The 18,156-nt window shown below is 63.2% G+C and carries 14 protein-coding genes and 1 tRNA gene; 7 read left to right on the forward strand and 8 right to left on the reverse strand.

Annotated features, from left to right (window positions below; all coding sequences use genetic code 11):
* Positions 1-109: 109 nt before the first annotated feature.
* Both NKJ23_RS25145 and NKJ23_RS25150 read left to right on the forward strand, forming a co-directional pair.
* Entirely contained in the window at positions 110-1,483 is a 1,374-nt protein-coding gene (locus NKJ23_RS25145; protein WP_352683097.1) for a glutamate--cysteine ligase, read from the forward strand.
* A gap of 102 nt (positions 1,484-1,585) precedes the next feature.
* The gene (locus NKJ23_RS25150) at positions 1,586-2,641 is read left to right on the forward strand and encodes a DUF937 domain-containing protein (RefSeq protein WP_352683099.1); all 1,056 of its coding nucleotides are present in this window, start codon (positions 1,586-1,588) and stop codon (positions 2,639-2,641) included.
* 174 nt (positions 2,642-2,815) lie between these two features.
* Here the strand turns inward: NKJ23_RS25150 and NKJ23_RS25155 are convergent, their stop codons facing one another.
* The gene (locus tag NKJ23_RS25155) at positions 2,816-3,106 is read right to left on the reverse strand and encodes a DUF1127 domain-containing protein (RefSeq protein WP_352683101.1); all 291 of its coding nucleotides are present in this window, start codon (positions 3,104-3,106) and stop codon (positions 2,816-2,818) included.
* A 234-nt stretch (positions 3,107-3,340) separates the two neighbouring features.
* Here NKJ23_RS25155 and NKJ23_RS25160 point away from each other — a divergent pair, with 234 nt between their 5' ends.
* The 3 genes from NKJ23_RS25160 to NKJ23_RS25170 all read left to right on the forward strand — a co-directional run bounded on the left by NKJ23_RS25160 (position 3,341) and on the right by NKJ23_RS25170 (position 7,068).
* Entirely contained in the window at positions 3,341-4,297 is a 957-nt protein-coding gene (locus NKJ23_RS25160; RefSeq protein WP_023680469.1) for a LysR substrate-binding domain-containing protein, read from the forward strand.
* A 70-nt stretch (positions 4,298-4,367) separates the two neighbouring features.
* On the forward strand, positions 4,368-5,933 hold the full coding sequence (gene xseA, locus NKJ23_RS25165) for an exodeoxyribonuclease VII large subunit (RefSeq protein WP_352457093.1): 1,566 nt from the start codon (positions 4,368-4,370) through the stop codon (positions 5,931-5,933).
* Between the two features lie 7 nt (positions 5,934-5,940).
* Entirely contained in the window at positions 5,941-7,068 is a 1,128-nt protein-coding gene (locus NKJ23_RS25170) for a DmpA family aminopeptidase (RefSeq protein ID WP_352683103.1), read from the forward strand.
* Positions 7,069-7,128: 60 nt separating this feature from the next.
* On the opposite strand, the gene NKJ23_RS25175 is transcribed toward NKJ23_RS25170, so the two are convergent.
* The 4 genes from NKJ23_RS25175 to NKJ23_RS25190 all read right to left on the reverse strand — a co-directional run bounded on the left by NKJ23_RS25175 (position 7,129) and on the right by NKJ23_RS25190 (position 9,797).
* The gene (locus NKJ23_RS25175; RefSeq protein WP_023719384.1) at positions 7,129-7,383 is read right to left on the reverse strand and encodes a DUF768 domain-containing protein; all 255 of its coding nucleotides are present in this window, start codon (positions 7,381-7,383) and stop codon (positions 7,129-7,131) included.
* A 511-nt stretch (positions 7,384-7,894) separates the two neighbouring features.
* Positions 7,895-8,239 (reverse strand): Atu4866 domain-containing protein, encoded by a 345-nt coding sequence (locus NKJ23_RS25180; protein WP_352683105.1) that lies wholly within the window; start codon positions 8,237-8,239, stop codon positions 7,895-7,897.
* Positions 8,239-8,967 (reverse strand): SDR family oxidoreductase, encoded by a 729-nt coding sequence (locus NKJ23_RS25185; RefSeq protein WP_352683107.1) that lies wholly within the window; start codon positions 8,965-8,967, stop codon positions 8,239-8,241. Before NKJ23_RS25185 ends, NKJ23_RS25180 begins: the two co-directional genes overlap by 1 nt.
* Before the next feature lie 77 nt (positions 8,968-9,044).
* A complete protein-coding gene (locus NKJ23_RS25190; protein ID WP_352683109.1) occupies positions 9,045-9,797 on the reverse strand; it encodes an SDR family NAD(P)-dependent oxidoreductase in 753 nt (250 codons plus the stop codon).
* Positions 9,798-9,922: 125 nt separating this feature from the next.
* On the opposite strand from NKJ23_RS25190, the gene NKJ23_RS25195 reads away from it, so the two are divergent.
* Positions 9,923-10,843, forward strand: a complete 921-nt coding sequence (locus tag NKJ23_RS25195) for a LysR family transcriptional regulator (protein WP_352683111.1) — start codon at positions 9,923-9,925, stop codon at positions 10,841-10,843.
* Positions 10,844-10,904: 61 nt separating this feature from the next.
* On the opposite strand, the gene NKJ23_RS25200 is transcribed toward NKJ23_RS25195, so the two are convergent.
* Both NKJ23_RS25200 and NKJ23_RS25205 read right to left on the reverse strand, forming a co-directional pair.
* Positions 10,905-10,981 (reverse strand) — tRNA-His (locus tag NKJ23_RS25200).
* 335 nt (positions 10,982-11,316) lie between these two features.
* Entirely contained in the window at positions 11,317-11,775 is a 459-nt protein-coding gene (locus NKJ23_RS25205; protein WP_254819298.1) for a phasin, read from the reverse strand.
* Between the two features lie 253 nt (positions 11,776-12,028).
* Here NKJ23_RS25205 and NKJ23_RS25210 point away from each other — a divergent pair, with 253 nt between their 5' ends.
* Positions 12,029-15,775 (forward strand): PAS domain S-box protein, encoded by a 3,747-nt coding sequence (locus NKJ23_RS25210; RefSeq protein WP_352683113.1) that lies wholly within the window; start codon positions 12,029-12,031, stop codon positions 15,773-15,775.
* Between the two features lie 283 nt (positions 15,776-16,058).
* Here the strand turns inward: NKJ23_RS25210 and NKJ23_RS25215 are convergent, their stop codons facing one another.
* Entirely contained in the window at positions 16,059-18,017 is a 1,959-nt protein-coding gene (locus NKJ23_RS25215; protein WP_352683115.1) for an acetoacetate--CoA ligase, read from the reverse strand.
* Between the last annotated feature and the right edge of the window lie 139 nt (positions 18,018-18,156).

An 18,156-nucleotide genomic window follows, 5' to 3' on the forward strand; every position in this document is an offset into this window, starting at 1 on the left:
GGCCGCGCGTCCTTTCGGGCGCGCAAAGGACGCTGTAGCATATTGATTGGGCACATGATCCTTTCCGAAAATCGAAGCCGGTTTTCGGGGTCGTGTGCGGAGGGCTATTATGGCGCGCGATACTACCGATTTCCGGCCGATCGAAGGCGTCGACGAACTCGTCGAGCACCTGGCCGAAGGCAACAAGCCGCGCGACAAATGGCGCATCGGCACCGAGCATGAGAAATTCCCGTTCTATGTCGACGGCAATGCCCCGGTGCCCTATGGCGGCGAGCGCGGCATCCGCGCCATCCTCGAAGGCATGCAGGACAAACTCGGCTGGGACCCGATCATGGATGCCGGCCGCATCATCGGCCTGGTCGAGCCGACCGGCCAGGGCGCGATCTCGCTGGAGCCAGGCGGCCAATTCGAACTGTCCGGCGCGCCGCTGGAGACGATTCACCAGACCTGCCGCGAAGGCAATGCGCATCTGGCGCAGGTACGCGAGATCGCCGAACCGATGGGCATTCGTTTTCTCGGCCTTGGCGGCAGCCCGAAATGGTCGCTGGCCGAGACGCCGAAAATGCCGAAATCGCGCTACGAGATCATGACCCGCTACATGCCCAAGGTCGGCACCAAGGGCCTCGACATGATGTACCGGACCTGCACGATCCAGGTGAATCTCGACTTCGAGAGCGAAGCCGACATGCGCCGCAAGATGCAGGTGTCGCTGAAGCTGCAGCCGCTGTCGACGGCGCTGTTTGCCAACTCGCCCTTCACCGAAAGCCGGCCGAACGGCTTGCAGAGCTGGCGCGGCGAGATCTGGCGCGACACCGACAATCAGCGCTCCGGCCTGCTCGAATTCTGCTTCTCGCCCGATTTCGGCTTTGCCGATTATGTCGAATGGGCGCTCGACGTGCCGATGTATTTCGTCATCCGCGACGGCCAATACCACGACATGACGCACATCACCTTCCGCCAGTTCATGGCGGGCGCCGCCCGCAACGAACTGCCGGACGGGCTGCCGACGATGGGCGACTGGGCGAACCATCTGTCGACGCTGTTCCCGGACGTGCGGCTGAAGCGCTTTCTCGAAATGCGCGGCGCCGATGGCGGGCCGTGGCGGCGCATCTGCGCGCTGCCGGCCTTCTGGGTTGGGCTGCTCTACGATGCGGCTGCGCTCGACGCCGCCGAGGCGCTGACCTCGAGCTGGAGCTATGACGAAGTGCTGGCAATGCGCAACGCGGTGCCGGAACAGGGCATTTCGGCGCCGTTCCGCAACACGACATTGCGCGAGATCGCCCGCGACGTGCTCGTCATCTCGCGCATGGGACTGAAGAACCGCGGCCGCAAGAACCGCGACGGCTATGACGAGACCTCGTTCCTCAACACGCTGGACGAGGTCGTCGCGCGTGGCACCACCAGCGCCGAAGAGATGGTCTCGGCCTACCACACACGCTGGGGCGGCTCGATCGAGCCGGTGTTCATGGAATACGCGTATTAACGCTTCGCTATCCGCTTGGCCGATGGTCCGGCAAATTCGCTTCAATCAGTGATGGAAACGAATTAGGCTTCTCCAACGAGGATTTTCCCGGAGGAGAAAACGATGCCTTCATTGTTCGATATTCTGGCACAGGCCCAGAACGGCAACGGCATGCAGGCGCTGGCCCAGCAGTTCGGGCTTTCGCAGCAGCAGACGCAGGCGGCGGTCGCGGCGCTGCTGCCGGCCTTTTCGCAGGGGCTGAAGCGCAACACGGCGGACCCTTATGGGCTCGGCTCCTTCATGACGGCGATGGCAAGCGGCCAGCACGCCAAATATTTCGAGGATGCAAGCCGGGCCTTCTCGCCGCAGGGCCTCGATGAAGGCAACGGCATTCTCGGCCATTTGTTCGGCTCGAAGGACCTGTCGCGGGCCGTCGCCAACCAGGCCGCGCAGGCGAGCGGCGTCAGCCAGCAGGTGTTGCAGCAGATGCTGCCGGCAATCGCCTCGATGATGATGGGCGGGCTGTTCAAGCAGACCACCAACCAGTTAGGCGGGCAGATGCATGCGGCAGGCGGCGGCAATCCGCTCGGCGAGCTCATCGAGCAGATGATGCGGCAGGCGGGCGGCGGCGGCCAGGCGCCGGCCCCTCAGCCTGCAGGCCCCACGGATAACCCGCTCGGCAAGGTGCTGCAGGACATGTTCGGCGGGCAGCAGCCGCAACAGACGCAGAGCCCTTACGGCGACAACCCGCTCGGCAAGGTGTTGCAGGACATGTTCGGCGGCGGGCAGCAGCCGCAAAGCCAGCCGCAGCAGACGCAGAACCCTTATGGTGACAATCCGCTCGGCAAGGTGCTGCAGGATATGTTCGGCGGCGGTGCACCACAGCCGCAGCAGCCGCAGAACCAACCCCAGCAAACACAGAACCCTTATGGTGACAATCCGCTCGGCAAAGTACTGCAGGACATGTTCGGCGGTGGTGCACAACAGTCTCAGCCGCGTCAGGCGCCGCAGCAACCTCAGGCGCCGCAGCCGCAGGCCAATCCGAGCGGCAGGCCGAGAAATCCGTTCGACGACCTGTTCGGCAAGATGTTCGAGACAGGCGCCCAGCAGCGCGACGACTACCAGAAAGGCATGGAGTCGATCTTCGACCAGTTCAAGCAGGGCATGGGCCGGCGCTAGACCAGACACCGCAACCAATCATCAGTGCCGCCCAAAAAGAAAGCCCGGTCCTGGGAGGACCGGGCAGCGCGCAGGCTGGCCGGGGGGATCCGGCAGGGAGTGGGGAGCCTGCGTAACTTGGTGGCGTCGTGCCTCAAAAAGGTTCAATGCGACCAAAATCGCGAATTTATGCGATCACACCACCTTGCGGGCAATATCCTCGATCGTTTCGGCGCGCTCGACCGCGATGACGCGAAGCCTTTCTGTCGGATCGCGGCCAAAGGGTACACCGACAGCGACGTGCAGGTCGGCGCGGGTCAGGCCGATGTCGGCGAGCTCGGCATCCGACATCTCGCCGAGGGGATAAAAGGCGCGGCGGTTTCTCCAGGCGCGGTAAACATTGGCAGCGGCATTGGCCACGCGCGTCGCAACGGCCGGACGCGAGGTGATGCGCGAGGTCTCGGTAGCGAAATCAAACGTAGCCATGTCGGTCTCCTTCACATTCGAACGGGCGAAACCGGTCGATCGGGCGCTGGCGACAGCGGCCGTTCCGGCTTCGATTCATCTAAGATGATGCATGTCGTCGCCCCAAAACCGGTGCCCACTTTTGGGCGACATGCATTCGCTTCATGTGGACAATCGGAATTTGCCATGGCCCGATTGATTAATCCAACGAATGTTTCTAATCTTTAGCATCAGCATCAATGATGGATTAGGCCAATGAAAGCGCCGCTCGATCTCGATCAGTTGCAGACCTTCATCTCGATTGTCGACACCGGCAGCTTTACCCGCGCGGCGGAAGCGGTGCATCGGACCCAGTCTGCGGTGTCGATGCAGATGCGGCGGCTGGAGGAACGGATCGGCAAGCCGCTGTTCGAAAAAGACGGCCGCACCAACAGGCTGACCGAGGAAGGCGACAGACTGCTCTCCTACGCAAGGCGGCTGCTCTATCTCAACAAGGAAACACTGGCCGCCTTCGACGACCGCCGGCTCGAAGGCACCATCCGCATCGGCACCCCGGACGATTATGCCGATCGCTTCCTGCCAGAGATCATGGCGCGGTTTGCCCGTTCCAACCCGCATGTCGAACTGACCGTTATCTGCGAACCGACGCCGGGACTGGTCGAACACATCAAGCGCGGCAATCTCGACCTGGCGCTGGTGACGCACAACGACGCGCGCGGCCAGTCGGAAGTGGTGCGGCGCGAACCGCTGCTGTGGGTTACCTCGGCCAACCATGCGACGCATGAGCAGCCGATCCTGCCGATGGCCTTCGGCCGGCCGAACTGCATCTGGCGGCGGGCCGCCGCCGACGTGCTCGATCAGCAGAGCCGCGACTATCGCATCCTGTTCACCAGCTTCTCTGCCACCGTCATCGCCGCCGCGGTGCTTTCCGGTCTGGCGATCTCGGTGCTGCCGGAATGCGCCCTGCGGCCCGGCATGCGGGTGCTGGGCGAGGCCGACGGTTTCGGCGCCCTGCCCGATTGCCGCATCGGCATCATGCGCGGTCAGACCTCGCGGCCGGAGATCGTCGACGCGCTTGCGCGCCACATTTCGGAGAGCCTCGACAATATTTCCGTGCCACTCGGCGAGGAGACCGGCACGTTCGATTTCGCCGCCCTCGCCTTCGCCAAGATGAAGCGGACCAAGCCGAACCAGATCCTGCCGGGCTGGTGATCGCGCGATTGGGGCGGACATCGAACGCGGCCGCCTTGACGCCGGCCAGCAATCGTCCCCCAATCGGCCGATGAGCGACGCAGCATCCGAATCACGCACCAACGCTACCGAATATACGGTGAGCGAGATTTCCGGCGCGCTGAAGCGTACGGTCGAGGACGTCTTCGGCAATGTACGGGTGCGCGGCGAGATTTCCGGCTATCGCGGACCGCATTCCTCCGGCCATGCCTATTTCTGCCTGAAGGACGATCGCGCGCGGCTCGACGCCGTGGTGTGGAAGACCACGATGAGCCGGCTGAAATTCCGTCCAGAGGAAGGCATGGAGGTGATCGCCACCGGCCGGCTCACCACCTATCCCGGAAAGTCGAACTACCAGATCGTTATTGACAATCTCGAGCCGGCCGGTGCCGGTGCGCTGATGGCGCTGCTGGACGAGCGCAAGCGCCGGCTGCAGGCCGAAGGCCTGTTCGACGCGGCGCGCAAGCGGCGTCTGCCGTTCATGCCCTGCGTCATCGGCGTCGTCACCTCGCCGACAGGCGCCGTCATCCGCGACATCATCCACCGCATCAAGGATCGGTTTCCACTGCACGTGCTCGTCTGGCCGGTGCGGGTGCAGGGCGAGACGGCGGGTGCGGAAGTGACTGCTGCCGTCAACGGCTTCAACGCACTGCCATGGGACGGCGCCATCGCGCGGCCCGATCTGTTGATCGTGGCGCGCGGCGGCGGCAGCCTGGAGGATCTGTGGGGGTTCAACGACGAAGCGCTTGCCCGGGCCGTCGCCGCTTCGGGCATTCCGGTGATTTCCGCGGTCGGCCACGAGACCGACTGGACATTGATCGATCTGGCGGCGGATGTGCGGGCGCCGACGCCGACAGGCGCCGCCGAGATCGCCGTGCCGGTCAAGGTCGACCTCGAAGCGACGCTTGCCGGCCTTGGCGCGCGGTTGAAGACCGCACTGTCGCGCAATTTCGAACGCAAGCGGCAGGCGGCACGCGCGGCCGCCCGTGCGCTGCCCTCGCCCGACCAGTTGCTGGCGCTGCCGCGGCGGCGCTTCGACGAGGCGACGAGCCGGCTCGGCCGGGCGCTGTCGGTCAGCGTTGAGCGCAAGCGGGCCAGGCTTCTGGGGCAGCGGCTGACGCCGGCGACTTTGTCGCGGCGCATGAACGAAGCCCGCACTCTGACCCGCCGCGACCTCGCCCGTGCGCAAGCGGCTTTCTTCGCCATCGTGCGCGAGCGTCGGGCGCGGTTTTCGCGCACGGCGACCAGACTGTCACCGGCGCCGATAGCAAGACGGCAGAAACTGCAAGGCGATGCCCTGCTGGCACTGACACGGCGGCAGGACCAGGCGATTTCAAGACGGCTGGACCGCCTGCGTGGAAAACTGACGCAGGCAGACCGGCTGCTGGCGACGCTCTCGCACAAGGCCGTGCTGGCGCGAGGCTTCGCGCTGGTCAAGGATGCGGACGGCGCGGTGGTCAAGCATGCGGCGGAAGTGGTGTCGGGAATGGCGCTTTCGCTGGAGTTCGCCGACGGCACCGCCGATGCAGTCGCCATCAGTGGCACGGCGCGGCCGAAGACGGTTGCCAAGCCCGCGGCCAAGCTCAAGGCGCCGGGCGGCCAAGGTTCGCTTTTCTGAGGAAAAAATGACCGACCCGCATCTTGCGACGCCCTCGGGCAAACTGCGCGCCCGCGCCTTCGCGATCCCATTCGATGGCACGCCAGGCCGCTTCAATGCCATCACCGATGTGCCCGGCGTGACGGTCGGCTATACGACGCTGATCTCAGGGGACGGGCCGCTCGTCGTCGGCAAGGGTCCGGTACGCACCGGCGTGACCGCGATCCTGCCACGGCCCAGAGACGAGTTGGCCGTCCCTGCGTTTGCCGGCGTGTTCAGCGCCAATGGCAATGGCGAACTGACCGGCTCACATCTGATAGAGGAACTCGGAGCGTTCAATCTTCCCATCACCATCACCAACACGCATTCCTGCGGCGTCAGCCGCGACGCAACGTTGCGCTGGATGCAGACAGTGCTGCCGCAATCGCTCGACAGCGCCTGGGCTCTGCCGGTGGCGGGCGAGACTTATGATGGCTTCCTGAATGATATCAACGGCCACCATGTGGGCTTCGAGCACGTGTTTTCCGCGCTCGAAACGGCTGAAAGCGGGCCGATCGAAGAGGGCAGCGTCGGCGGCGGCACCGGCATGATCACCTTCGGCTTCAAGGCGGGATCGGGCACATCCTCGCGCAGCGTCGACTGGAATGGAGAGCATTTCACGATCGGCTGCTTCGTCCAGTCGAATTTCGGTACACGGCGAAACCTCGTGATCCGTGGCATCAGAGCCGGAGCGGAACTCGCCGAACCGGCGACCCGGGACAACACGCCGCGAGCGGAAAAGAGCTCGATCATCGCGATCGTCGCCACCGATGCGCCATTCATGCCGCATCAGTTGAAAAGACTGGCGAAACGCGTGCCGCTCGGCGTGGCGCTGACCGGCGGCTATGGATACAATTCGTCCGGCGATATCTTTCTGGCCTTCAGCACGGCCAATCCCGACGCGGCGCGCGGCGCGGCCGGCAAATTGGTCAGCGCCGGCTACATACCGGATGCCGACATCAACCCGTTCTTCGACGCCGTCGTTCAGAGCGTGGAGGAAGCAATCCTCAACGCACTGGTCGCCAATGAAGACATGACCGGGCGCGACGGCAATTTCGTGCCGGCATTGCCGAAAGAGTGGCTCAAGGAGAGATTTGGCAAGGCTGCGCGGCGATAGGACCGCGCAACTGCATCAGACAGGCATTGTTCGCCCGGCAGGTTTTGCCGGGGCGGTCCGTCAGCCGGCAGGCTTGTTGGAATTCTGCTCGTCCTGGTCGGCCTCGGCCGCCTCTTCGAGCCTCGAAGCAATGAGCTCCTGAATGTCGCCGACCTCTTCCTGGATATCCTCCAGGGGTATGCCGGCTTCGGCAGCCTTGGCCGCACATTCCCTGGCGAGGGTCTCGGCCTGCTTCTCGATTCTGGCTGGCGAGGGCTGGCAGTGGACTTTTTCGCCGATCCACCCGCGCAAGAACTCGATCGCGTGTTCACTCATACTGCTGTTTCCCTAGCGGCTATGCCGGTTGGTAATCATAAACGTCGGCATCTTCGAAAAGATGCGTGCTGCCATTCGAGCCGAGTCGGCTTCGCCCGGCAAGCCGAACTTGTCCGAGGTCCACAGAGCTGAAGGGAATGGAGGGTTCAAGGAGCACGTTCTAGTTCTTGAGGACTGATTCTCTCGACGAAACTCGTTCGACCCGCGCTATTGTTTCTATTCGCTTTTTTTCGGTTTTCAAGCCGTTTTAGATCACAATAGATGTCGCAATGACTAGCACATTTACCGCGCTCTCGCCGGCACCATGTAAGAGGCGAGCCGTCAAAGCCGCCGCTATATAGTGACAACCATTTGCAATGTCGACTCTGCTCGCGATCCTGCTTCTTTCCGCCGCGCTTGCTGGGACATATGTGGTGGTGGCGAGGCTTGCGGTGCAAACTGCCGAGCGCCTCATGCAAGGCGTGCAATAGCGCCTTGTGGAACCCTGAAGTGCTTTTCTCAGGGTGGCTCTCTACCGCTGGCGGTAAAGGATCATGCCGGCATGATAGAGGACGCCTTCGACGAACTCACCATCCGCGGTGAAGCCCGTATCGTCCCAGTATTCTATGTGGCTGCCGTGCACTTCATAGCGTCCCCGATAGGCGCTCTCGCGGTCACCGCGCGCTTCGTCATAACGGCCGTTCGGCAGGAGTTCGTGCCTGATATGGCGATCCTCGGTGACCCACATTCCGACATAGGGATGATCTTGGTGCGGCATTGGTTCCTCCGCAAGGATTGGAGTTGAAGGAAGGGTCAGGCCGGTTGGAGCTACAGCAACGGCAATACCCGTAAGCACTGCGGCCAAAGTGGATCGCATCAATGCGCCGCCTTCGTCGGACGCACGACGATCTCGTTGACGTCGACATCGTCGGGCTGTTCGATTGCGTAGCGCACTGCCCTGGCGATTGCATCGGGTTGCAGGGCAATAGCACGCCAGGTTTTCATGGCGGCGGCAGCGGCTTCGTCGGAGATCGTGTTCGCCAGCTCGCTTTCCACCACGCCAGGATGAATGCAGGTTACGCGGATATCGTCACTCTCCTGGCGGAGCCCATCGGAAATCGCGCGGACAGCGTATTTCGTTGCGCAATAGACGGCAGCCGTGGGCGAGACGGCCAGTGCGCCGATGGAACCGATATTGATGATGTGACCGGAGCCGCGTGCCGTCATCTCCGGCAGAACCGCCGCGACGCCGTACAGAACACCCTTGATGTTGACGTCCACCATCAGCTCCCATTCGTCGATCTTCATGGCTGCGATGGCCGACAGCGGCATGACGCCCGCATTGTTGACGATGACATCGACCTGGCCCCATTCGGCCCGGGCGGCATCGGCGAATGCTGCGACATCTTCCCTCCTGGTGACGTCGAGCGCTCGCACGCGAACCGTTCCACCAGCTGCCTCGATTTCGGCCGCAAGCGCTTCAAGGCGGTCGGTGCGGCGTGCGCCGAGCATCAGCTTCGCACCTGCCGCGCCAAGCTCGCGGGCAATGCCAGCGCCGATGCCGCTGGAGGCACCGGTGATCAGAACAACTCTGTTCATGGTCATCGAGATGATCCTTTTGGTTCTGTGATTATTTTCACGATGTGAAGGGATGGCGTGCGGTGCGTCAGCCTTATTTGGGCTCACTGGGCGGTGTAGCCGCCATCGACCAGAAGCAAGGCCCCGGTGATGAAGCTGGATGCCGGCGAGGCAAGAAAGGCGATGGCCTCGGCAACTTCTTGCGGCTGGCCGATCCGGCCGATTGGATGCGCGCCGCCGAAGCTGCGCAGCATCTCCCGGCCATTCTCCACCACGCCTTCCATGATGTCGGTTTCGATCACGCCAGGGGCAACGGCGTTGCAGCGAATGCCCATGCGCCCGTATTCGATCGCGATCACCTTGGTCAGCTGTGCGACAGCCGCCTTGGAGGAGGCATAGGCCGCCTGCGTCTCGAAGGCCGCGACGGCCGAGATCGACGAGACATTGACGATCGCGCCGGTACCGCCGGCGGCCATCAATTCCACTGCGGCACGGGCAGTGACGAAGCTGCCGCGCGCGTTGATCTGCAGGATGCGGTCATAGTCGTCGACCGAGGTCTCAGTCAGTCGTTTGTTGAGCGTGCGACCGGCATTGTTCACGACGATGTCGAGTCGACCGAAGCGCTTCGCGGCGAGTTCGACCGAGCGTCTGGCCAGATCCTCGTCGGCGACATCGCCGACCAGGGTCGCCACATCCTCGGCTTCCAATTCGCGTACCCTGTCGCTGAGATCGCTTGCCACGATCCGGGCGCCCCGCGCCCGCAGCAGTTCCGCCGTGCAGCGGCCGATGCCGCGTGCCGCGCCGGTCACGAGGGCGACTTTTCCATCCAGGTCCCAGGAGGAAGGGAGTGATGTCATGGGATATCTCCTTGTCGGTCGGCTTCGGCTTGGATCGGGAGGATCAAGCCTTCTTGCCGTTGCGACAGAGATAGAGCCATGGCATTGTCGCGATAACCCGCCTGCCGTTAACCTCGATGGTAAGTTTGACTAACCAATGGGACATCGATCTCAATGCAATTGTCGTCTTCGTCGCCGTGGCCGAGGAACGCAATTTTCGCGCTGCGGCAGACCGGTTGGGCGTGACGCGCTCAGCGGTCAGCCAGAGCATCCTCAGGCTTGAACAGCGCCTTGGCATCGCATTGCTGCAGCGCACGACACGCAGCGTCAACCTGACCGAAGCGGGCGAGCGCCTGCTGGCGAGCGTCGCACCGGCGATCGCCGACGTGAACGCGGCAATCGAAGCCACCACGGAGTTTCTGGACCGCCCGCGCGGCCGCCTGCGGATCGCGGTTTCGTCGATCGCAGAGGCCTTTCTGTCAGGACCGTTGCTGGCGTCCTTTGCAGAAAGGTTTCCCGAGGTGCATCTGGATATTGTGGTCACCGACGAGGAATTCGACATCGTTGCCGAAGGCTATGATGCGGGAGTGAGGCTCGGCGAAGTGATCGAGCAGGACATGATTGCCGTGCCGGTATCGGGCGATCAGCGGCAGATGGCCGTCTGCGCCCCGCGCTATCTCGAAAAGTTCGGAGCACCCGCCCATCCGCGCGAGCTTGTGGCACATCGATGTATCGGCTGGCGGCCGGCGCCGGGAGTTTCGCCCTATCGGTGGGAGTTCGGCGAGGACGGGCGCGAGTTCGACGTGGCGGTTGCGCCCGAGATCACTACCAACGACATGTGGCTGATGATCCGGCTGGCCGTTGCAGGCGCCGGGATCACGTTCGGCATGGCCGATACATTCCGCCCCTGGCTCGACCGCGGCGAGCTCGTGCCAATCCTCGACGGCTATTTTCCGCCGTTTGCGGGTTTCTATCTTTATTTCCCCAGCAGACGGAATATCGCGCCGAAGCTGAGAGCCCTCGTGGATCACCTGCGCGGCGCGCGTCAGGCGCGGGACCGTGGGTGAGCGCTACGGGATCGTAGTGAACGCTCGGCGCTATTGGTCAGAAGCCTGGCTGAAAGCTGAATGGTACCGTTGGCTGGGATCGAACCAGCGACCTCCGGATCCACAATCCGGCGCTCTAACCATCTGAGCTACAACGGCACGTTTGCCTGAGCGGGATCGAGATGAAACGTTCGGGACCCGCTCTGTCGTTCGGCGATGCGTCCATACGGGCTATCGGAGTTTAATTCAAGGCTTTTGGCAAGGCAAAAGACTGCTTCCCAGCGCAAGCTTTCGCCGGACAAAGAAAAGGCCGGCGGGAGGAGGTGCCGGCCTTTTCCTGTTACGAGCCAGCGGGAGGAGGTGCTGGCTGGTCACCCCGGTGAGCAGAGGGAGGAGGTTCCACCCGCCGGGTATTCACTTAAACCACTATATCGCACATCTATTTGTCTGACGAAATGCGACCTTTTGATGCATCGTCAAACTGTGCGCAAATATTAGGCGATCTTGATTTCTTTCACGGCCTTCTCGAAGGCGGTCTTGATCGGCTTGGATACGTCCTCGGCCGCCTTGGCAGCAACCGCCTGGAAGTCCTTAGCCTGCTCGACGGTCATTTCGACGCGCTTGCGCAGGAAAGCGGTCTGCAACTCGACGACTTCCGACAGCGACTTGGCGCCGATCAGCGCTTCGAAATGCGAGAAGCCGGCTTCGGCATTGGCGCGCAGGGCGGCGATGGTCTTGAGCGACAGGTCGCTGGAAACGGACTTGGCGGTCTCGTAGGTCGATTCTAGAGCCTTCTGGGTCTCCTCGGCGCCGGTCTTCAGCTTGGCGTAGGCCTCTTTCGACTGCTCAACGCCCTTTTCGGCGAAGGCACGGATCTGGTCGGTGGCCTTGGAAGCGTCGAAGCTCGGGAATTCAACGTTTTCGATCGTTTCAGCGGTCTTGGTCCTGGACATTTTCCATCCTTTTCAGCGGCAGCGGCTTTGACAAAATGCCGTCTCGTTCATCTATCATGGCAATATAAAGGCAAATTTTGTGCATTGCAACATGTTTGTTGCATCGCACCATAAAATATTTGGTTCGCGGCGTTAACCACGCGCCTAGAGATTCCGCTGGTTGCACGCTATGACTTGTGGACCTTCGCGCCGTCGGCTTTTATTAACAAAGCGTTAACCGCAAATTGCCCGCTCTGTGAGGGTCGCCAAGCGCATGCCGGCTGAAAACTACTCCTTCCTTGACGTCGCCGTGCTCGATGCCGTCCGCCGGCGCTTCGCCGCAGGCGACGCGATCGCCATTCTGTCGGCAGACCTCGAACAGGTGATCTGGGCCAACGGGCCCGGCGCGGCGGTATTCGGCTATCCGGACATCGGCGCTATCATCGGCGCCTCGGCAGGTTTGCCGCTGATCGCCCGGCGCCAGATCATGGCAACCAGCGGTTTTCCGCAGATCGGCCGCGACCGTGCCATCACGGTCCGGCTGGCGACCGGCCTGACCAGCCGCGCCGTCGGTTTCCTGGCCAGCGCGGTGACCATGCCCGATGGCGAGGAAGCAATCATGCTGGCGCTGCCGGCGGCGCAGACCGGCTCGCGAAGCGCCGCCGAGATCGCCGACCGCGCCATCGGTGGCTTTACGGAAGACGGCCACTACATCGCCTTTGTCGATGCCAAGGGCAATATCGACGCCGCATCGGACGGCTTTTCGGCGCTCGGCATCCGGCCTGAGACGCTGGCCGCGCTTGTCGCCGACGTGGCGAACGAGAGCGACCGCATCGTCAAGCGCCTGGTTCCGGGTGGGTCCAGCTCCTATCCCGCGGGCCTTGCCCGGCTGACGGAAGAGCGGCACCTGCTGGTGGTGATCGACGAGGACCGGCTTGACGGCGAGGCCCCCGATGGCGAGCGCGCCGGCGGGGAAACCGAGGCGGCAGCGGCACTGAGCGGTGGCGATCTTCCCCAGCCAACGGACCAGGACAACGAGCAGCCGATCGCCAGCACCGGCGCGGCGGAGATCGACCTTGCAGCGATGGAAGGCACCTCGGCATCGGCGGAGCACGAACCTGCCGACGCGGCCGACGATCACCGCACGGTAGGCGAAGCGCCGACGCAGCATGACCATTGGTACTTCAATGCCGGCGACGACGCGCAGGGGCCGCCCGGGGCAGCTGCGTCCGGCAAAGTCGAGACCAGCCCGGACGCTTCGCAGGCCGGCGCGGATACTTCGCCGGAAAGCGCCGCAAAAGCCACCAAAGCCGCCTCCCCGGCCGAACACCGCGCTTCGGCGATCGATCGCACCGCCGCGCCCATGCGTTTCGTCTGGCGTACCGACGCGGAGGGCCGGTTCAGCGCCCTGTCGCCGGAATTTGCCGAGCTCGTCGGCAAGCCTGCAGCCGACGTGATCGGACGTCGCTTCGAGGATGTTTCGGCCGCCTATGGCCTCGATGCTTCTGGCGAGATTGCCGGCCTGCTTGAACGGCGCGACACCTGGTCCGGCCGCTCCGTGCTGTGGCCGGTCGCCGGCACCGATCTGAAGATACCCGTCGATCTGGCGGCGCTCCCGGTTTACAGCCGCAGCCGCGTTTTCGAAGGTTTTCGCGGTTTCGGCGTCGCCCGCAGCGGCGATGCGGTGGTCGATCCGGACGCGGCCGGCATGGCCCTTGTCGCCGAGGAGAAGCCCGCCGCGAGCGTTGGGCCGGAAGCCGTCGAACCTCTCCCCGAGACACCTAAATCCGCCGATCCGTTCAGGGGCGAAGTGCCGGCGTTGACCATCGTGCCAAAGCCCGAGCGGCGCTTTGCCGACAAGGTGATCCGGCTGGCCGAGCACCGGCAGCCGGCCAACGACAAAGGCCTGTCGACGCTGGAACGCAGCGCGTTTCGCGAGATTGGCGAGCGTCTCAAGAAGGACAGCACCCCGGCCGAAAAACAGCCCAGCGCCGGAAAGCAGAAGCCGGTTGAGAAAGTCGAGGCAGCAGGCAAGGCCGACGAGCCAAAGCTGAAAGAAGCCGGCCCGACGGACAAGGGTGAGATGCCGGCGCAAGGTCCGGAAAGCGGGGCGGCTGCCGCCGAACCGCCCGAGGCCGATGCCGAAGACCAGAAGGATCTTGCCCGGCTCGACGGCGAGCAGCCGGATGAGGCGGTAGCAGAGGCGCAAGCCGGCGAACCCGTCACACGCCCTGTTTCCGGATCGCTGCTCGACTATGCCGACCGCGAACCCAGCGATGAAGCGCAGGAAGGCGTTGAGCCCAGCACGAACCGTCGAACGATCGTCGCCGAAGCGCCGCGGGATGGCGACGACGATAGCATGACGGCCGAAGATTTCCGTGACGCCGAGGACAGCGAGGATTGGTCCGAGGACAGCGCAGCCGCAGCCGACGTTGCCGGCCAGGTGCCGCCCATCGCGCGGCCGCAGGCATCACCGCTCAAACTCGACGGCTTCGTGCCGTCGGCGTTTGCCGGAGAGGACAACAAGGGGCCGGATACCTCGATCCTCGGCAAGCTGCCAGTGCCGGTGCTTATTCATTCCGGCGACCAGCTGCATTACGCGAACGACGAATTCCTCGGCTTGACCGGCTATGCGACGCTCAATGCCCTGGACGAGGCCGGCGGGCTCGGCGCGCTGTTTGCCGACCCTTATGCCGACGACGGCAGTTCGGACGGCGGCGACCGCGCTCTGCGGCTGAAAACGCGCGAAGGTCAGGAGTTTCCGATCGATGCGATTTTACGCTCCGTGCCCTGGGGAAACGGCAAGGCGCTGATGCTGGTCGTACGTCGTTCCGGCGACGACGAGGCAGCAGCCATTCCACGTGGCGCCGCCGAAGACCAAACGCAGCCGGATGTTTCCGAGCTCAAGGCACGCATTGCCGAAATGCGCACCATCATCGACACCGCCACCGACGGCGTCGTGCTGATCGGCCGTAACGGAACGATCCGTTCAATTAGCCGTCCGGCGGAAGCGCTGTTCGGCTTCGACAGCGACGAGGTGACCGGCAAACCGTTCGTCTCGCTGTTTGCGATCGAAAGCCAGCGCGCGGCGCGTGACTACCTCGAGGGGTTGTCGGAGCCCGGCGTTGCAAGCGTGATGAACGATGGCCGCGAGGTGATCGGGCGCGAGGCGCAGGGGCGTTTCATTCCGCTGTTCATGACCATCGGCAGGCTGCCCAACGACAGCGGCTTCTGTGCGGTGGTGCGCGATATCACCCAGTGGAAGCGGGCCGAAGAGGACTTGACCCAGGCGCGCGCGGTCGCCGAACGCGCCTCGTCGCAGAAGACCGATTTTCTGGCCCGCATCAGCCACGAGATCCGCACGCCGCTCAACGCCATAATCGGCTTTTCCGAGCTGATGGTCGACGAGAAATTCGGGCCGGTGGCCAATGACCGCTATCGCGACTATCTGCGCGACATCAACCGTTCGGGCAACCACGTGCTCGATCTGGTCAACGACCTGCTCGACATTTCGAAAATCGAGGCCGGCCAGCAGGAGATGGCCTATGAGGCGGTGTCGCTTAACGACACGCTGGCCGAAACCGTGGCGATGATGCAGCCGCAAGCCAACCGGGAACGCGTCATCATCCGCTCCAGCTTCGCCTCGCGGCTGCCGGAAGTGGTGGCCGATCTGCGCAGCGTGCGGCAGATCGCGCTCAACATCCTGTCGAACGCCGTCCGCTACACGCAGGCCGGCGGCCAGGTGATCGTGTCGACGGCTTACGAGATCTCCGGCGATGTCGTCATGCGCGTTCGCGATACCGGCATCGGCATGAGCCAGTCCGAGATCGAGCAGGCGCTGAAGCCGTTCAAGCAGATCAATGCGCTGAAGCGCGGCCGTGGCGACGGCACGGGTCTTGGGCTGCCGCTGACCAAGGCGATGGTCGAAGCGAACCGGGCCCGGTTCACCATCAACTCGACGCCCGGCGAGGGAACCCTTGTCGAAGTCGCCTTTCCCTCGACCCGAGTGCTCGCCGGTTAGCTATGGTTGCGCAAAGAAAAAAGGCGTCCAACAGGACGCCTTGAGAAATTGGAATTGCTGTCACAACGGGGCTTGAGCGAATCAGATCCTCTCGGGGCTAAGAGGAACGGGATTTCTCCCTCAAGTTACGCACGACTATCGATGCCGGGCCTTAACAAATCCTTACCGGCACGCCGCAAAATTTACCAATGTGTACCACTCATGAAATCTAGGTAAATTCCGAAGAGATAATTTGTTAACGATACCTGAGACCTCAAAACGGCTCCCACCTTGGATCCCGGGATCAGTCGGCAAGCTGCGGCAGGTTGCGGAACAGCTCGAGCGCTTCGGGATTGGCGAGCGCTTCCTTGTTCTTGATGGCGCGGCCGTGCACCATGTCGCGTACCGCGAGCTCGGTGATCTTGCCCGATTTGGTTCGCGGAATATCGCTGACGGCGACGATCTTGGCCGGCACGTGGCGCGGGCTCGCCCCGGTGCGGATTTTCGCGCGGATGCGTTTTTCCTGCTCGGCATCGAGCTCAACGCCGGCCGCCAGCCGCACGAACAGCACGACACGCACGTCATTGTCGAAATCCTGGCCGATGCATAGCGCTTCGAGGATTTCCGGCATCTGCTCGACCTGATTGTAGATCTCCGCCGTGCCGATCCTGACACCGCCCGGATTGAGCGTGGCGTCAGAACGGCCATGGATGATCAGGCCGCCATGGACGGTCCATTCGGCGAAATCGCCGTGGCACCAGACATCGTCGAAACGTTCGAAATAGGCGGCTTTGTATTTCCTGCCGTCAGGGTCGTTCCAGAAGCCGATCGGCATCGCCGGAAACGCCTTGGTGCAGACGAGCTCGCCCTTCTCCTGGCGGAGCGGGCGGCCGTCATCGTCCCAGACATCGACGGCAAGGCCGAGCCCGGGCCCTTGGATCTCGCCGGTCCATACCGGTTCGATCGGCACGCCGAGCACGAAGCAGGAGACGATATCGGTGCCGCCGGAGATCGAGGCGAGATGCACGTCCTTCTTGATGCCTTCATAGACGAAACGGAAATCTTCCGGCGACAGCGGCGAGCCGGTCGAGGAGATGGTGCGCACGCTGGAAAGATCATGCGTGCGGATCGGCTTGAGGCCGGCCTTGCGCACGGAATCGATGAATTTGGCCGAGGTACCGAAATAGGTCATCTTCTCGGCATCGGCGAAGTCGAACAGCGCATTGCCGTCCGGGTAGAAAGGCGAGCCGTCATAGAGCAGCAAGGTGGCGCCCGACGCCAGGCCCGACACCAGCCAGTTCCACATCATCCAGCCGCAGGTGGTGAAATAGAAGAAGCGGTCGCCGTCGAGCAGACCGGCATGCAGCCGTTCTTCCTTGACGTGCTGGATCAGCGTTCCGCCGGCCGAATGGACGATGCATTTGGGGATGCCGGTCGTGCCCGACGAAAACAGGATGTACAGCGGATGCGAAAACGGCAGCCTTTCGTAGGCGACCGGCCTTGCGGCAAAGGGTGACAGCGCCTCTTCCAGCGCAGCCGCCTTGCCGATGGTCGCGGCGACGTCGAGCGAGGTGCCGAGATAGTCGACAATGAGGACTTTGCGGACGGTGGCGAGCTTGCCCGCCACGGCCGCGATCTTGTCGGCGACTTCGATCGCCTTGCCATTGTACCAGTAGCCGTCCGGCGCGATGAACACGACAGGCTCGATCTGGCCGAACCGGTCGAGAACACCCTGCTCACCGAAATCTGGGGAGCAGGACGACCAGACGGCGCCGATCGAGGCGGCCGCCAGCATTGCAGCAACCGTCTCCGGCATGTTGGGCATCATCGCGGCGATGCGGTCGCCCTTCTTCACCTTGAGCGACAGGAAAAGCTGCTGCAGGCGCGAGGTCAGCGCATGCAGCTCGTTCCAGGACAGCCGCCGCTCGACCTTGTCCTCGCCGCGAAAGACGATTGCGTCGCCAAGCCCGGTTTTCTTGAGGAGATTCTCGGCGAAGTTCAGCTTCGCATCAGGGAAGAAGGTCGCGCCGGGCATCTTGTTGCCATCGACCAGCACGCGTTCGCCCTTGTCGCCGACGATGCCACAAAAGTCCCAGACCAGGCTCCAGAAGGTCTCGCGATCATCGATCGACCAGCGATGCAGGTCGGCATAGGAGGAGAAAACCTTGCCGGCCATGTTCGCCGCGGCGTTCATGAAGGCGGTCATCGGCGCTGCGTCGATCTGCTCTTGCGTCGGGATCCAGAGCGGTGCGTCGTCAGCCATCATTGTTCCTCCTTAAAGCACGTCACGTTTGAAGAAATTCACGCGACGCGCTTTAAACTTTTGTCTTTATGCATGTCGTTTATCCCAAAACCGCTGCGCACTTTTGGGCGACATGCATTGGCATCGCTTATGCATATCG

Source organism: Mesorhizobium sp. M0184, from assembly GCF_040322215.1.
Classification (GTDB): domain Bacteria; phylum Pseudomonadota; class Alphaproteobacteria; order Rhizobiales; family Rhizobiaceae; genus Mesorhizobium.

What these genes read in the sequence shown, in the direction of transcription:
- NKJ23_RS25145 (WP_352683097.1), top strand. Translation starts at nt 110, where the DNA reads ATGGCGCGCGATACTACCGATTTCCGGCCGATCGAAGGCGTCGACGAA.
- NKJ23_RS25150 (WP_352683099.1), top strand. Translation starts at nt 1,586, where the DNA reads ATGCCTTCATTGTTCGATATTCTGGCACAGGCCCAGAACGGCAACGGC.
- NKJ23_RS25155 (WP_352683101.1), bottom strand. Translation starts at nt 3,106, where the DNA reads ATGGCTACGTTTGATTTCGCTACCGAGACCTCGCGCATCACCTCGCGT.
- NKJ23_RS25160 (WP_023680469.1), top strand. Translation starts at nt 3,341, where the DNA reads ATGAAAGCGCCGCTCGATCTCGATCAGTTGCAGACCTTCATCTCGATT.
- xseA (WP_352457093.1), top strand. Translation starts at nt 4,368, where the DNA reads ATGAGCGACGCAGCATCCGAATCACGCACCAACGCTACCGAATATACG.
- NKJ23_RS25170 (WP_352683103.1), top strand. Translation starts at nt 5,941, where the DNA reads ATGACCGACCCGCATCTTGCGACGCCCTCGGGCAAACTGCGCGCCCGC.
- NKJ23_RS25175 (WP_023719384.1), bottom strand. Translation starts at nt 7,383, where the DNA reads ATGAGTGAACACGCGATCGAGTTCTTGCGCGGGTGGATCGGCGAAAAA.
- NKJ23_RS25180 (WP_352683105.1), bottom strand. Translation starts at nt 8,239, where the DNA reads ATGCGATCCACTTTGGCCGCAGTGCTTACGGGTATTGCCGTTGCTGTA.
- NKJ23_RS25185 (WP_352683107.1), bottom strand. Translation starts at nt 8,967, where the DNA reads ATGACCATGAACAGAGTTGTTCTGATCACCGGTGCCTCCAGCGGCATC.
- NKJ23_RS25190 (WP_352683109.1), bottom strand. Translation starts at nt 9,797, where the DNA reads ATGACATCACTCCCTTCCTCCTGGGACCTGGATGGAAAAGTCGCCCTC.
- NKJ23_RS25205 (WP_254819298.1), bottom strand. Translation starts at nt 11,775, where the DNA reads ATGTCCAGGACCAAGACCGCTGAAACGATCGAAAACGTTGAATTCCCG.
- NKJ23_RS25210 (WP_352683113.1), top strand. Translation starts at nt 12,029, where the DNA reads ATGCCGGCTGAAAACTACTCCTTCCTTGACGTCGCCGTGCTCGATGCC.
- NKJ23_RS25215 (WP_352683115.1), bottom strand. Translation starts at nt 18,017, where the DNA reads ATGGCTGACGACGCACCGCTCTGGATCCCGACGCAAGAGCAGATCGAC.